Annotated in this window: 12 protein-coding genes; 4 read left to right on the top strand and 8 right to left on the bottom strand. The window is 54.3% G+C overall.

All coding sequences use genetic code 11. The features are described 5' to 3' along the window. Positions 1-3: 3 nt before the first annotated feature. Positions 4-1,038 (bottom strand): FecR family protein, encoded by a 1,035-nt coding sequence (locus AAHB90_RS07555; protein WP_342084325.1) that lies wholly within the window; start codon positions 1,036-1,038, stop codon positions 4-6. A 68-nt stretch (positions 1,039-1,106) separates the two neighbouring features. Continuing rightward, positions 1,107-1,685: an RNA polymerase sigma factor gene (locus AAHB90_RS07550; protein WP_342084324.1), complete on the bottom strand. Its 579-nt coding sequence runs from the start codon at positions 1,683-1,685 to the stop codon at positions 1,107-1,109. A 397-nt stretch (positions 1,686-2,082) separates the two neighbouring features. Between AAHB90_RS07550 and metN the strand changes: the two genes are divergently transcribed. The 3 genes from metN (at position 2,083) to metQ (ending at position 4,689) form a co-directional block, all read left to right on the top strand. Continuing rightward, a complete protein-coding gene (gene metN, locus AAHB90_RS07545) occupies positions 2,083-3,114 on the top strand; it encodes a methionine ABC transporter ATP-binding protein MetN (protein ID WP_342084323.1) in 1,032 nt (343 codons plus the stop codon). Beyond that, positions 3,107-3,760 carry a methionine ABC transporter permease MetI gene (metI, locus tag AAHB90_RS07540; protein ID WP_342084322.1) on the top strand — a complete coding sequence of 218 codons (654 nt, stop codon included), beginning with the start codon at positions 3,107-3,109 and terminating at the stop codon, positions 3,758-3,760. Before metN ends, metI begins: the two co-directional genes overlap by 8 nt. Before the next feature lie 110 nt (positions 3,761-3,870). Next, complete coding sequence (gene metQ, locus AAHB90_RS07535) at positions 3,871-4,689, top strand: methionine ABC transporter substrate-binding lipoprotein MetQ (protein ID WP_342084321.1); 819 nt, start codon at positions 3,871-3,873, stop codon at positions 4,687-4,689. A 5-nt stretch (positions 4,690-4,694) separates the two neighbouring features. On the opposite strand, the gene AAHB90_RS07530 is transcribed toward metQ, so the two are convergent. The 6 genes from AAHB90_RS07530 to AAHB90_RS07505 form a co-directional block, all read right to left on the bottom strand. Next, positions 4,695-5,531 carry a hypothetical protein gene (locus tag AAHB90_RS07530; protein WP_342084320.1) on the bottom strand — a complete coding sequence of 279 codons (837 nt, stop codon included), beginning with the start codon at positions 5,529-5,531 and terminating at the stop codon, positions 4,695-4,697. Between the two features lie 49 nt (positions 5,532-5,580). Beyond that, positions 5,581-5,988 carry a hypothetical protein gene (locus AAHB90_RS07525; RefSeq protein WP_342084319.1) on the bottom strand — a complete coding sequence of 136 codons (408 nt, stop codon included), beginning with the start codon at positions 5,986-5,988 and terminating at the stop codon, positions 5,581-5,583. Then, positions 5,985-6,398 carry a rhodanese-like domain-containing protein gene (locus AAHB90_RS07520; protein WP_342084318.1) on the bottom strand — a complete coding sequence of 138 codons (414 nt, stop codon included), beginning with the start codon at positions 6,396-6,398 and terminating at the stop codon, positions 5,985-5,987. The genes AAHB90_RS07525 and AAHB90_RS07520 overlap by 4 nt, the downstream gene beginning before the upstream one ends. Before the next feature lie 152 nt (positions 6,399-6,550). Continuing rightward, complete coding sequence (locus AAHB90_RS07515) at positions 6,551-8,008, bottom strand: RagB/SusD family nutrient uptake outer membrane protein (protein WP_342084317.1); 1,458 nt, start codon at positions 8,006-8,008, stop codon at positions 6,551-6,553. A gap of 18 nt (positions 8,009-8,026) precedes the next feature. Then, positions 8,027-11,272 (bottom strand): SusC/RagA family TonB-linked outer membrane protein, encoded by a 3,246-nt coding sequence (locus AAHB90_RS07510; protein WP_342084316.1) that lies wholly within the window; start codon positions 11,270-11,272, stop codon positions 8,027-8,029. 130 nt (positions 11,273-11,402) lie between these two features. Next, positions 11,403-12,281 carry a DUF1684 domain-containing protein gene (locus tag AAHB90_RS07505; RefSeq protein ID WP_342084315.1) on the bottom strand — a complete coding sequence of 293 codons (879 nt, stop codon included), beginning with the start codon at positions 12,279-12,281 and terminating at the stop codon, positions 11,403-11,405. Positions 12,282-12,495: 214 nt separating this feature from the next. Between AAHB90_RS07505 and AAHB90_RS07500 the strand changes: the two genes are divergently transcribed. Then, complete coding sequence (locus AAHB90_RS07500) at positions 12,496-15,537, top strand: SusC/RagA family TonB-linked outer membrane protein (RefSeq protein WP_342084314.1); 3,042 nt, start codon at positions 12,496-12,498, stop codon at positions 15,535-15,537. Positions 15,538-15,540: the final 3 nt, after the last annotated feature.

Below are 15,540 nucleotides of genomic sequence, written 5' to 3'. Positions count from 1 at the left end.
TTTTTAATGCTCGTTCATTGAGATTAAGACCTGGTCTGTTGCGCGGCGGTAATGGAAATTGCCCGCCATGGCCAGCGTCCCGAGAATGTCGTCCAAAGTTTCCTCCGCCCGGAAACGTGCCGTAAGCCGCTGTGCAGCAAGCGTGTTGTCATCTACCCGCACTGCCACATTGAATTTTTTTTCCAGCAATAATGCGATCGTTTTCAGGTCTTCATTGTTGAAATCCAGCGCGCCGTGAATCCATCCGGCCAGCGACCGCGCATTCACATGCTCTTTCTGCGCCCGTCCGCTCCGGTTGTCGACCACCAGTTGTTCGTCGGGAAGCAGGAAGGCCGTCTGCGCTTCGGGATAGCCCTCTCCATTACGTACGCCTACTTTTCCGCTTGCTACGGTCACCCGCACATCATTGAGACTGCGGTAGGCGCGCACGGCGAATACGGTCCCAAGCACCTGCGTCCGCGTCCGGCCGGCATCGACGATAAAGGGATGCGCCATATCATGTTTCACATCGAAATAAGCCTCGCCGTCGGTCAGCGTGATCTCCCGCGCGTTGTCATCAAATGCGGCAGGATAACTGATCGAAGTGCCGCCGTTCAGCGTTACCAGCGAGCTATCGGGCAACCGGTAAGTTTTCACTTCCCCGGGTAATGTACTGGCCATGAGCATCCTCTGCGTTGCATTTCTACCGCTCGGAGCAAAATTTCCGCTCAGCCAGAAATGCCCTGCGCAAAACACTGCCGCCACTGCCGCTGCCGCGTAGAATGCGCGCGCAGGTCGTATGCGGGCTTCCATCCGGCTCCCGGATGCAACTTCCGGCGGCACTGCCGGCTGGGTTTCCAATGTGTGTGGTTGCCGGACAGCCGCCAGGATGTTCGTCCATGACTTTTCCCGCGCCGTTTCCAGGTCGAGGTCTGCCGGTAAGCCGGGCTGCTGCCTGGCCGTATCCGCATACCATTGTGCGATGAGCGCCTTTTCGGCCTCGGTACATCGGCCGAAGCGGTACTTCGCCAACAAATCCCTTACCTGCTGCTGGTCCATTGTGATATTGTTATGAATTGCAATTCGGTACTATGACAGGCGATTTTGCATTTAGTAGTAGAAATTTTTCAAAAAAATAACACGACTAGTTGCGACTTCCACTGCATGAGCCTGTCTTTCAATATCTTAATAGCATTACTGATTTGCTTTTTAACAGTATGGTCCGAAAGCGAAAGCTGGTCCGCGATCTCGGCGTACGAAAATTCGCCTTGCCGACGCAATTCAAAAATCTCCTTCATTTTACGTGGCAACTGCTCAATTTCGGCTTCGAAGAGGGCGTACAGCAACTCCTCGTCGGCCGCATGGGCAGGCGGCGACGGATTCTCGTCAAGAAACGCGGCCAGCGCGTCAAGATGGGCCCGGTAGGTTTTGTCACGCTCGATCAGGTTGAGCACGCGGTTGCGGACGGCGGTGTAGAGATAGCCAGCCAGGCCGGTATGCACCTGAATGGCGTCACTTTTGGTCCAGAGCGCTATAAATACCTCTTGAACAATATCTTGCGCGTCGTCCGCATTGCCCAGCATTTTAAATGCATGCGCATACAGCCGCCCGAAATAGCGCCGGTGAATCGCTTCAAACGCCGCCACCGAGCCCTGCTGAAACGCCGCCAGGAGTTGCTGGTCCGATAAATCCCCTAAGTCACGCACTTCCGGAAAGTTTTATAAACACCGTTTGTTTACGATTAAACACAATTTTCCCGCATTGCCCGCAACGAGGCTACTGGCCTGCAACAGGCGTACGGCTGATCGAAAACTCTTATTGGTGGTTAATAAGAAGAATACTCTACAAGACTAATAGACAAATAAAGGTCTATTTGGTTTATCACGCAAGCAACCGCTCCAAAAGTCGCGTGCTAATTTATTTCAAAGCGCTACCGGTAATAACTATACGCAATACAGCGTAATGCTACCCAGTCGCCAAAATAAGTCAAATGCTTTTTAGTAACCAAAGGATTTTTAAAATTTCTCTTTTACCCGATAGACTTTATAGATTATTTTCTAATATTGGATTTCAAAACAAACTATCGGGATAAGGGATGGTCGCATGATCGAGCTAAGAAGTGTAACCAAGATTTTTAAACAGAAAGACCGGGAAGTGACCGCCCTGGCCGGCGTATCGCTGAAAGTAGAGAAAGGCAAGATTTTCGGGGTGATCGGACAGTCGGGCGCAGGGAAAAGCACGCTAATCCGCTGCGTGAACCTGCTCGAAAAACCCACCAGCGGCGAGGTACTGATCGACGGCAAAAGCCTAACCACCCTCTCCGATCACGAACTGGCCGGCGAGCGGCGACAGATCGGGATGATATTTCAGCATTTCAACCTGCTTGCTTCGCGCACCGTCTTCGAGAATGTCGCATTCCCGCTCGAACTCGGCCGCAAGCCGAAACACGAGATCCGGGAACGGGTATCCGAGCTGCTGCGGCTCGTGGGCCTCGAAGATAAGGCTACGGATTATCCCTCGACGCTTTCGGGCGGACAAAAGCAGCGCGTGGCCATTGCCCGAACCCTTGCCAACAACCCGAAGGTGCTCCTGTGCGACGAAGCCACCAGCGCTCTCGATCCCGGCACGACGGCCTCTATTCTTGCCCTGTTGAAAGACATCAACCGCCGTTTGAAAATTACGATCCTGCTTATTACCCACGAAATGAATGTCGTCAAATCGATTTGCCACGACGTAGCGGTGATCAGCCAGGGCAAGCTCGTGGAAAAAGGATCGGTGAATGCCATTTTTTCGAACCCCAAAACCGAGCTCGCGCGCTCGTTTATCAATGCCTCCTTGCACGTTGAGATTCCCGAGCATTACCGGCACCGGGTGACTGCCGTTAATGAAGGTGGGATGTCGCCGCTTCTTCGTTTGCGGCTGAACGGGGAAACGGCCGACCAGCCATTGCTTTCGCAAGCCGCAAGGTTGTTTGAGATCGATACCAAGATCATCAGCGCGCAGATGGACCATATCGGCGACAAGCATTTCGGCGTGATCCTTGCCGCGCTCTCGGGCCGGGCTGAGAATTACCAGAAGGCGATCGATTTCTTTATTTACCACCACATTAAAGTTGAATTGTTAGGATATGTCTGACCCCGTCGTGTCGCTACTGCTTTCAGGCCTGGGCGAAACTATTTTTATGACCATTACCGCTGGCATTTTCGGCTTCATCCTGGGCTTACCCACCGGCATTGTGCTGTTTCTGACGCGTCAGGGGCAGGTTTTGGAAAACCGTACGCTCAACAGCGTCATTTCCGTCGTGATCAACATTTTCAGGGCAATTCCATTTATCATCCTCATCGTGTGGATGATCCCGTTTACCAGGGCCGTCGTGGGAACTTCCATCGGCGTGAGCGCCGCACTGGTACCATTGAGCGTAGGGGCCGCGCCATTTATCGCGCGGATGGTCGAGAACAGCCTCATCGAAGTACCGGCCGGGCTGATCGAGGCCGCGCGGGCCATGGGTGCCACGCCGTTTCAGATCGTGTATAAAGTTTTGCTGCCTGAAGCATTGCCTTCGCTCGTAAATGTCGCCACCATTACCCTCATCACGCTTGTGGGCTACTCGGCCATGGGCGGAGCCGTGGGCGCGGGGGGGCTCGGGCAGATCGGTTACCAATATGGTTACATCGGCTACGACGCGGTGATTATGAACATCGTACTGGTGCTACTGATCGGGCTGGTGTTCGTCATTCAATTTTTCGGCGACCGCCTTTCCAAGCGAGTTGACCACAGATAATAAAGATGTGTTCAAGCAGTTTTTCAAAATGCAATTCTACCCTACCGTAGTAGTTAAATCAACATCAACAAATTACACCTATTATGCTGCATCTAAATACATTAACTTATATGAACTTCGACAAAAACTTACTCCTGTTATTGACATTGGGAACGGCATTACTAACAGGCTGCAACCAAAAAGCGGCGCAAGATCGCGACCCGAATCACATTAAAGTCGGTATTGCCGTTGGCCCGGAATATGAAGTGGCACAAGCCGCTCAGAAAGTAGCAAAGGAAAAGTACGGCCTGGACGTGGAGCTCATCACATTCAATGATTACGTGGTGCCCAACGAGGCCCTCAGCCACGGCGATGTGGATGTGAATGCATTCCAGCACAAGCCCTACCTCGACGAGCAGGTCAAACAGCGCGGCTACAAACTCGCCATTGTGGGCAACACCTTCGTTTACCCCATTGCCGGGTATTCCAAAAAAATCAAAAACCTGGACGCCCTTAAACCCGGCGATACCGTGGTAATCCCCAACGACCCAACCAACGGCGGGCGCTCACTGCTGCTGCTTCAAAAATATGGGCTGATCAAATTAAAAGAAGGTGTTGGGTTGCTCCCCAAGGTGATCGACATTGTCGAAAATTCCAAAAACCTGAAAATCCTCGAACTTGAAGCGCCCCAGCTTCCCCGCACCCTGGACGACGCCAACGTTACACTCGCGATTATCAACAACAATTTTGCAGGTAAGGCCGGGCTTATCTCCACCCGCGACGGCCTGCTGATCGAAGACAAAGACTCACCTTATGTGAATCTCATTGTTGCTCGCGAGGACAACAAGGATGAGGAAAAGGTCAAGAAGTATGTAAAGGCGTACCAATCCAAAGAAGTGGAAGAGGCTGCGGCGAAGGTATTCCAGGGCGGGGCCGTGAAGGGCTGGTAATTTCTTTAAGGCTGCCTATCCCGCGCCAATTCCAGTTCTATCGCCTCCTTCACTGCATTCGCCATTTCTTCCAACAACTTTGGCGAAGTGGTTGAGGCATCGTCAAGCGGCGTGTGGAACAATGCGAATGAGGCCGTGCCTACAAGGCCGATGAACCGCGAATAGCCTTTTTGCTGCGCTACCACGAGCTCGCCGTAGGCCTTGCCCGGCGCTTTGTTGATTTTAATGTTCTTAAACGCCTCGCCAATTGGTTGTGCAAAATCGCCGGAATAGTATACAATACGATTGGGGTCCGCTTCCGGGCGTTTCTCGACGCCGTTGGCAGTTTCGGCATAGCTGTACATGGCGAAGCTCGCGCCGAGGTGGAACCACAGGCGCACGTCTTCGGGGTTAGGCGTCTTTTCATGCAAGAAAATGTGTGTGCCCTGATGCTGGGCAAGCTCATGGCCGGAATTGCCGGTGAAAATGAATTTATAGGGCAATTTTTGCTCCACCACCCATTTAGCCAGTGCATTGAAAGTGGCAATGCCCGGCCTCCGCTCGCCGCCGCAGGTAAACCAGCCGCTGATGGGCGTAGAAATGATGATGGCTTTGTCGCCGCTGCCAATTGTACCCTGTATATTGCGGGCCGTTACTTCCCCAAGCTGACCGCGGATGGTGAGCGATGCTTTCGAACCGTCTTTGAGGCAGTGTAGATCTTTGGGTGCCAGCTGGACTACCGGCACGGCCCCAGCTATCGCCCGGCGAGGTATTGATGGCTGCGATTTCACCAGCCACATTGTCGGCGATGAGAATAGCGGCTTTGGCGCCACTTTCGATAAACTTTTTAATGACGTCCGCATTGTCCCGGTCGAGGAAGCTGAATGAGCGCTCTTTTGCTGCCTGGCTGATTCAGGCAATCTTGTCCTTCACACTCTCTGTACCGTTTTTAGCATCTGTGAGCGTGCCGGTAAGTTGTACGTTCGGATTGGCAACCGGCCATACCGGGAATACTTCCAGCGTTTGGCTTCCGACTGTCAGCTGCGTTTTTTCCGGGAAAAATTGCTTCACGGGAAATGTGACATATTCGGTTTTGAAACCGTTTTTATCGAGAATCCCCTTGATCCATTCCGAAGTCTTGTTGTCACCCTCCGTGCCGGTGCGGTGAATGCCCAATTTGACATAATGCACCACATCCGCATACAGCGAAGCCCCGTCGAAACGATCGGCGCGGACGTAATGCTGCGCCGAAGTCTGGATATAAAGCAGCAGCAATGCCACGAATATCACGAAGTTTTCGACGGGGGTTTGCTTCTTCATTTCCTTGCCGTACTGGTTTGTAACTGTTTTGCCGGGAAGCCTTCGGCTTTCAGCTGTTCGAAGCCACCGATGTTGTAATAGGAATGAAAACCGAGTGCCTGCAATGTGTCGGCCGCCTTTCCGCTGCGGTTACCCGAGCGGCAATAGAGGTAAACCGGTTTGTGTTTATCGAGCTTAGCGATCTGTGCTTTGAAATCCGTGCCGTTGAAATTGATGTTTTTGGCATATTGCAAATGCCCGCCGTCGAATTCCTCAGGCGTGCGCACGTCCACCAGGTAAGCTTTGCCGGCTTTGATTTTGGCTAATGCCTGGTCGTCGGCTTTGACGATGTTTTTAGGTGCTTTATGTTGGGCCTGTGCAACGAGTGCCGACGCAAAGAGCAGCATGAACAGAAAGGTTAGCTTTCTCATGACGATTTCAGTCTACTATTTTTATAGAATTAATATACAAATATAAACCTTGCAAAAGTGCGCTAGTGCATGTGCAAAGCAGCCAGGCCGGAAATTCCGGGACTGTACCACAGGTTTCCCGAACTTCCGGCCGTATTTTGCTTCACGAAATGCTAATCCAGCAACAACTTATTGGTCACAATCTCCGTGTTCGGCAGCGGAAAAACGTAGTTCGCCTGCGATGGGATCACCTCCGGCGCGACCAGCCCATTACCAGACTTAGCCGGGAATGGCAACAGGTTGCGCACGATGTCGTTTGACCGAAAACCTTCACCCAACAGCTCGATACGGCGTTCTTTGAGGATCGTGGCGACCAACGCCTGCTCTGTGCCGGTAGCTGCTGCGGGGAATTCGTAGCTGGCATCTGAGCGGGTGCGGACGGCTTTGAGCAGGGCCGTTGCCGTGACCAGGTCACCTGTGCGGGCTGCCGCTTCGGCGTAATTGAGCAGCACTTCCGAGTAGCGGATAATGGGCAGGTAGTCCAGAAAGGGCGACGGCTTGGCATATTTGGTTAGGAACTGTACCCCCGAGGCCGTGCGTGCAAATGTGCGCCGCAGGTCCGAAGCACGCCATTCGGTATCGCCCCAGATGCCGGTCGGGTTGAGACTGTATTCCGAATTGGCATTGATCACGTAGGGAAAGGACGTCTGGCCGGTCACATTGTCGAGCTCGGTCATCGGTACCGACAGAATGGACTCGCTGCTGGTGTAATTGGTGGAAAAAATCTCGACAATGCTTTCCAGCTTGTGCTTCACGCCGGTAGCCGTAGAGAATGGCGGCGCGGCCGGAACGATCTTTTTCGCTTCCTCGATCACTTTGGCATAGTTCCCGCTGTTTAAATACACCCTCGTTTTCAATGCGATAGCGGTGTTGCGGTGGGCGCGTGTAGTGTTCAGCAAGGCAGTACTATATGTCAATGGCAGGTCGGCCTCGGCTTGGTCCAGGTCCTTGATAATCTGCGCGTAAACTTCGGCCACGGTGCTGCGTTTGAGGTCGTTGTTGGCAGTTGTCGTCTCGGCTTGCAGGCGTAGCGGCAGGCCTTTGGACGCGCCATTGTCCTCGTTGTAGGGTCGTGCGTAGGCGGTCACGAGCGCGAAGTAGCTCAATGCCCGCACGAACTTCGCTTCGGCTATATATTGCTTACCCAGCGCCTCGCTCACCACGCCGGGATGCTCGCCGACGCCTTTGATGAGGATGTTGGCATTATTGATCGTCTCGTACCCCGCGGCCCAGAAGCCCGCGATAAAGTTGGAGCTCGCATTAAGCGTGTGGTTCCACGCTTCGAAAGCGGTGAACGTGTTACTCGTGCGGTTGATAAACTCCTCGCCCCGCACTTCGGAATAGGTGTAATAGTTACCCCCGTAAAAGTTGCCGCCCTTTGCCGACTTGTAAACGCCGTTAACAAGTCCCAGAATGCGCTCGGGCGTATCGAATGCGTTGGCGCCGGTAATGGAAGTTTTGGGCACCGGGTTCAGCAGTTTATCGGAATCGCAGGATGGCAGCAGCAATGCAAATGCCACGGAAAAGCCCCAGCCGAGCGTGTTGCGGCCTATTTGGTTGAATATTTTCATTGGTAGAATGCTTTTTAATTAAAAACTCAGATTAACCCCCAGCGTAAACGTCCGCGCCTGCCCTACCGAATTCTTTTCGATGCCGGGCGTAGTGTTGGAATTGCCGTTTACCGAAGATTCCGGGTCGGTGCCGTTGTAGCTCGTGATCAGGAACAGGTTCGATCCCTGCGCGTAAATACGCACCGGCCCGATGCCCGAATTGCCGAAAACCGATACCGGCACGCGGTAACCGAGCGAGAGGTTTTGCAAACGCAGGAAGTCGGCCTTCTCGGCATTCGTCGAAACGGGGAACGAGGAGCCGCTCGAAAGCTGGTCGTTGTACACCAGGCGCGGGATGTCGGTAATATCGCCCGGTTTCTGCCAGCGTTGCAGGATCTCGGTCGAGTTGTTGTAGGCGCGCTGGTCGAGCAGCGTGGCGCGGGTACCGTTCATGACGTAGTTCCCGCCCGAGTAGGTCAGGTTAATGGAGGCGTCGAATGCGCCGTATTTGAAATTATTGGAAAACCCGCCGTACCATTTCGGCAGCGCGTCGCCGATGAGGTAATAATCCGCGCCGGTGATCGCAGATGCTTTACTGCCGTCGAGATAGGTCCAGTTGCTCTCGCCCGGACCTACCACCTGGCTGTACTGCACCTTTTCGCCTTTGGCATTGATGAAAATGCGGCGGCCGTTCTCCGGGTTCACGCCGGCTGTTTTGGCGCCGTACAAGCTGCCGACAGAATGCCCTACCCGCGTGACGTTGGTGGTTTCATAGGCCACGTGCGTGGTGCCGATAATGTCGGTATTGCCGTCCGATAATGCGGTTACCTTGTTCCGTAATTTTGTAAAATTCACCGATGCATTCCACGAAAACTCTCCCGAATGCACGATCGTCCCCGAAATGCCCAGCTCTATCCCGCGGTTGTACATCGAGCCCACGTTGCGAAGGATCGAATTGCTTGGAATACCTTTCGAAATGGCCTGCGGGGCGCTAAGGATCAGGCCGTCCACATTATTGTCGAAATAGGTGAGGTCCACCTGGAAACGGTCGTCGAACAGGCCCAGGTCGGCGCCGAAGTTGGTCTGGCGGCTCGTCTCCCAACCGAGGTCGGGGTTGCCCGCCTGCGAGATCGCCCACGTGGGTGCGCTGCCGTACAAGCCGCCGTTGTATAATTCCAGCGAGCCGAATGCATTGCTGATGTTACCGTTCCCTACCCTGCCCCAGCTGGCCCGCAGCTTCACGGAGTTCAGCACCGAGGCTACACTGGAATTTTTGTAAAACGCCTCCTCAGACAATGCCCAGCCCGCCGAAACGCCGCCGAAATTGCCATACTTTTTATCCAGACCCAATGCGGAGTTGCCATCCCGGCGGAAATTGACCGTCACAAAATACTTCTTGGCCAGATCATAACTTATCCGCGAGAAATACGACAGGTAAGCACGCTCGTCCAGCTCGTTGCCCGACGAGGTGATCGAGCCCCAGTTGCCCTGGTAATTTTCGAAAAACGGATCGGCGCCCTGCGAGCGGGAGGCGCCCCAGGCCGAGTTGTTGAATTTCTGCACATCATACCCCGCCAATACCGACAGCGAATGTTTTCCGAACGTCGGCGTGAAGATCAATGTGTTGGTCCAGTTCCAGTTATCGCGCAACGCCGATACATTCACCGCATTGCCCTTGGTGGAATAACCATTCCCCTGCAATGCACTATCGAAGGTTTTGGTCTCGGTTCGCAGGCGATCGATGGCGTAACTGGTGCGGAATTCGAGGTTTTTCAACAGCCGCGCGGTGGCCGCGAAACTTCCGATAATGCGGTCATTGGCAGAGGTGTAATGGTTCTTGTCCAGCTGCGCCACCGGGTTACCCCAGTTGCTCACCACCTGGTTGTTGCCCATCCCGATGGTGTTCGGGCTGGTGGTACTGATATTGTATGAACCATCAGGGTTATACGCAGGCACGTTCGGCGGCAATGCGGTGGCCAGGCGCGCAAGGCCAACGAGGAAAAAGTTGGAACCCGGCAGCGAGCCGGCGTAGGGCGAGGCATTGTTGGTGGTATTATAAGAAACGCTTCCGTTCAGTTTGAGCCAGCGGTTCACTTCCTGGTCGATATTGAAGCGGGCCGACTTCCGGTCGAATTCATTGGCGCGCAGAAAGCCATTCTGCTTGCTGTAATTGGCTGAAAAATAATATTTGGTCGTCTGCGTGCCGCCCGAAACGCTCAGGTTATGGTTGTGCGACACGCCGGTGCGGTAAATATAGTCATACCAGCGTGTGTCGATGGGCGTACCGTCGGGATTCAGGTTTGGAAAAAATAATGCGGAAGGTACTTTGTCATTGTTCTCGTTGCCGCCGAGGACCTTGGCATTCAGCACGGCCTCGTTTTTGATCGCTATATACTGCTGGGCATTCAGCAGCTCCGGCAGGCGAGTGACAGTCGATACGCCGGCCCAGGATTCGAGGTTGATCCTCGGCTTGCCCGTTTTGCCCCTTTTGGTAGTAATCAAAAGCACGCCCGCCGCCGCACGCGAGCCGTAAATGGAGGTCGACGCCGCATCTTTGAGCACGTCGATCGACTCGATATCGGCCGGGTTAATGTCGCCCAGCGGGTTGTTCGGCACCGCGGTACTCGTTGATACGTTGCCCGTATTAATTGGGATACCATCCACCACCACCAGTGGATAAGAGCTTAAAGATATGGAATTCACCCCGCGTATACGGATCACCGGCGGATTGTTAAGCACCCCATTCGGCTGCGCAATGCTCACACCTGCCGCGCGTCCCTGCAGGGCCTGATCGAAGCTCTGAACGGGCTGCTCTTTGATAGACTCCCCTTTCAACCGGACGGCCGATCCGGTAAATTCCGCCTTCGTCTGTGTGCCGTAACCCACTACCACCACCTCGCTCAGCTGCCGGGTGTCGGCCGTCAAATCAATGGAAATGCCCGTTTGCCCACCAATTTCCCGCTCTACGGTGGCGTAGCCGATAAATGAAATCACCAACGTGGCATTCTCCGGCGCGTTGAGCTGGTACTTGCCGTCCTGGTCGGTAATGGTGCCGTTGGACGACCCTTTCACGATCACCGACACGCCCGGCAGCCCCTGTCCGGATTCTTTGTCGCGGATCACGCCGGATACCGGCTTGTCGGCCCTGGCGAAAGCGGAGGCAATAGGGCGCGCGGCATAAATTTGCTGAGGGGTCGCCGCGCCGATGAGCAATGCAGCCAGCGCGATGCGGGCGGCATTCCCATGGCCATCTTTACGCCAATGGGTGAAGTAAGGTTTTGTCATATCAAAGTGTAGGTTTGTGTAAAAACGGAGTGAAAAAGGCATAGCCAGGCAGACCCGCGGTTTGCGGGGTGCCGGAAAGTCATGCCTTGAAAAATCAGTCGGGAGACCGCGTCAATGCGCGGTGGAGAAATCAGTGGTCGCCGTAGCGCTTTTCGCCTGCCACCACGGCCAGCGCCAGCTTGTTTTGCTTCGGCGGCAGCGGACAGGTCGCATAAGGGGAGAATGCGCAAGGCGGGTTAATGGCTTTGTTGAAGTCGAGCCAGGCCGTGCCGTCGGCCTCGACGGACGAGTACAGGAAGCGGCCCGAGCCGTAGGTATCGTGCTTGTTGGTCTGGTCGGCGAAGATCAGGAACAGGTTTTCCGGCTTGCCCACCGCATCCAGGCTGTATTCCTTGCCATCGACATTAAATACCAGTTTACCCGGCGAAACCTGGTCGTCGGTGCGGCCGGTAATATCCGTAATGCTCACCGTGCGGCCTTTGGTAGGCACAAATTGCGCTTTTACGCGCCATTTTTCCTGCACCGGGTAGCGCTCGATGCCCGTGAAGCCCTTCAGGAATTCGCTTTCCAGGTCGCGCAGACGGATCGCATACTTCTCGCCCCGCTTGATCACAAACCAGCTAAGCGGCCCGTGTTTCAATGTCACCGGCTTGCCCGCAGGCGAAATGTCGAGCTCGGTCACCGGCTGATCGCCATGAAAGATCTGCGCGTCAGGTTTCGCTTTGAGAGTGATTTTGTCTTTTTCCAAAACAATTTCACCCAGGAAAGGACGGCTTTTTTCGGCCGGGAAAAGAATGTCGTTCTCCTCCGCGCTGCCAAACGTGTTGGTCCCCTCTTTGAGCCAGTACAACCCTGCCAGGTTCAGCCAGCCCGATTCCGCTTTCAGGCTCTCGATGCGCTTTTCGTGCCATTGCCGTATCTCGTTTTCGTAAGGGCCGTCGCCGAATGTAAATGCGGCTAGGAGGAAAATCGCCACCAGCTCCAAGGTGTAATAAAGTTGCCTTTTCATGACAATGCTTAGTTAAGTAAGTGAAATCGCACCCTGCCTGTTTGGTCGCAGGAAGCGGAATTTGATGGTGGCTGGTGCACAAAATTAATTAAACTATTTAATCTACCAATTTAGTAGTTTAAAAATTTAAAATAACTTTACTTTGCCCATCAAATAAGTATAGCTACTAAAAGCATCACCCATGATTCCATTTCTCCGTTCAAATCACCTCCGCTTGATTTGGGCCCTACTAGGCGGCATAACGGCTTTGCAGAGCCACGCCCAGTCCGTTTCCATTCAGGGAAAAGTAACGTCGGCTACCGACCAGTCGGCCTTGCCGGGCATTAATGTGCTGGTTAAAAACACCACGACCGGCACCACTACCAATGCCGACGGCAAATTCGAAATCACCGCCGAGAGCAACGCCGTACTCGTATTTTCGGCCATCGGCTATATTACGCAGGAGCTCGAAGTGAAGGGCCGTTCACAGATCAACGTGCAGCTGAACGACGACACCCGGCAGCTGAACGAGCTCGTAGTCGTAGGTTACGGTACCCAGAAAAAGCGCGATCTGACCGGCTCCGTGAACTCGCTTGATAGCAGGGATTTCAACAAAGGGGTGCAAACGTCCGTGGACCAACTCATTGCCGGCCGCTCGGCAGGCGTGCAGGTGACGCAATCGAGCTCGGAGCCGGGCGGCGGCGTGACGATCCGCATCCGCGGGGCCAACTCCATTAATGCCAACAATGAGCCGCTGTACGTGATCGACGGGCTGCCGGTCAACAATGCGTCGGTGGTACCCGGCTCCACGCTCGTCAACGAGCAGGCGCCACGCAATCCGCTGAATGCCTTGAACCCCAGCGATATCGAATCGGTGGAGATCCTGAAAGATGCCTCGGCAACAGCGATTTACGGCTCGCGCGGAGCGAATGGGGTTATTTTGATTACTACTAAAAAAGGCGCGAAAGGTAAGCTGAATGTGAACTACGCACTATCCGGCGCGGTGTCGGAAGTGACCAAACGTGTGCCGATGCTGAATGCACAGCAGTACATGGCGCTACTCAACGACCTGCGCGCCGATCAGAAACAGGCGCCGGAATTCACCGCCGAGCAGATTGCCACCGTCGGCCAGGGTACTTATTGGCAGGATGAAATTTTCAAAAAGGGGTATTTACAAAACCATCAGCTCTCGTTCTCGGGCGGGCAAGACAAATTTACTTACTATGCCTCCCTCAACTACCTCGACCAGAAGGGTGTCGTGATCAGTTCGGGCATTAAAAAGTATGCCGGCCGGGTGAACCTGAACTACACCGGCGACAAGTTTAAATTTGGGTTAAACCTTAATTCCAGCCAGATAAAGGATGATTTCGTGCCCAATGGCGTGAGCGTGAACGAGGGAGCCGGGGTTATCAACACCGCCATTTTCCAGGACCCTACCCTGACCATCAAAAACCCGAACGGCACCTGGACGCAGACGCAGATCGTGAACCTTGAAAATCCCGTGGGCCTGGCCAAAGAAGTGAGCGACTTCGCGACCACCAACCGCACATTTGCCAGCGTTTTTGCCGAGTACTACTTCCGGCCCGAGCTTTCGGCGAAGATCAATTTCGGTACCGACCGCCAGGATTCACGCCGTGATATTTTCACCTCCCGCCTCACCAAACGCGCCGAAGGTACCAAAGGCATCGCGAGCGTACTCACCAGCAATGCTTCCAACAACCTGGTGGAATTTACGGCACGGTACAGCAAGACGCTCAACAAGGATAATCAGCTCGAAATTCTCGGTGGTTATACCTATCAGGAGTTTATGGTGAGCTCGCTGTCGGCCGGCGCGCAGAACTTCCCACTCGACGCATTAGGCACTGACAACCTCGCGGCGGGCGCGCAGAGTACGTTTTCGCTCGGGTCGGGCCGAACCAAAAACCAGCTGCTCTCCTACCTGGGCCGGGTGAACTACAATCTGCTCGACAAATACCTGCTGACCGCCTCCATCCGCGCCGACGGCTCGTCGCGGTTCGGGGATAACAAAAAGTACGGCATTTTCCCATCGGTAGCCCTCGGCTGGCGCATCAAAGACGAGCATTTCCTGAAAAACATCAACACTATCACCGACCTGAAACTCCGCGCGAGCTACGGCGTGACCGGTAACCAGGACATCGGCAGCTACAAATCGCTCGTGCTGCTCGGCCCGCAGGGGCAGGCCATTTTCGACGGCGCACCTTATGTGGGCATTTCGACTACCCAGCTCCCGAATCCCGATTTGAAATGGGAAACCACCACCCAGCTGGATATCGGTTTGGATTTCAGCCTGTTTGCCAACCGGTTATCGGGTAGCATCGACTATTTCCATAAACAAACCAAAGACCTGCTTTTGCAACTCCCGATCCCGCGCACCAGCGGTTTTACCACGACATTTAAAAACGTGGGCGGCCTGAAAAACACCGGTTTCGACTTCGGATTGACATCTATCAACGTGACCGCGCCATTTACCTGGCGGTCGAGCCTGAACTTCTCGGTAGTGAAAAACCAGGTGACCGACCTGGGCACATTGCCTTACATTCTGGGCGGCTCGGCCGGTTTTACCAACGATTTCACCATTATCCGCAAAGGCGACCCATTGAATGCCTACTATGGATATGTAGTGGATGGCGTGTTCCAGCAAGGCGAGGATATTGCGAAATCCGCACAGCCGCTTGCGCGCCCGGGCGAGTACAAATACCGCGACGTGAACAAGGACGGCACCATCAACTCCGCCGACCGGACCATCCTCGGCTCGCCGTTCCCTGATTTCACCTACGGCCTGAACAACGATTTCACCTACGGGGCGTTCAACCTGTCGTTCTTCTTCCAGGGCGTGCAGGGCAACAAGCTCTTCAACCTCAACCGGACCGAATCCGAAAACCCGATCTCGTTTCGCCGCAACCGCCTCGCCGAAAGCTACACCGACCGCTGGACGCCCACCAACCCGACCAATGCGAACTCGTCGGGCGTGTCAGTGGCCGTTTCCTATACGAGCAATGTGAACAGCCGGGCCGTGGAGAATGCTTCGTACCTGCGGTTGAAATCGGTGCAGCTGACGTACAACTTTCCGTCGGCCAAATGGCGGCACATCAAAGGTTTGCAGGTGTACCTAACCGGCCAGAACCTTTTTACAATTACCAAATACACCGGTTATGACCCCGAGGTGAGCGCATTCGGGACTTCCAACGTCCGCGCCGACTACAATGCGTTCCCGCTTTCGCGCACCTACACCGCGGGCGTGAGTATCAATTTCTAATTT

Source organism: Dyadobacter sp. OTU695 (genome assembly GCF_038440355.1).
Lineage (GTDB): Bacteria > Bacteroidota > Bacteroidia > Cytophagales > Spirosomataceae > Dyadobacter.
The sequence above is the reverse complement of the archived record's forward strand: the minus strand, read 5'-3'. Positions and strand labels throughout refer to the sequence as shown.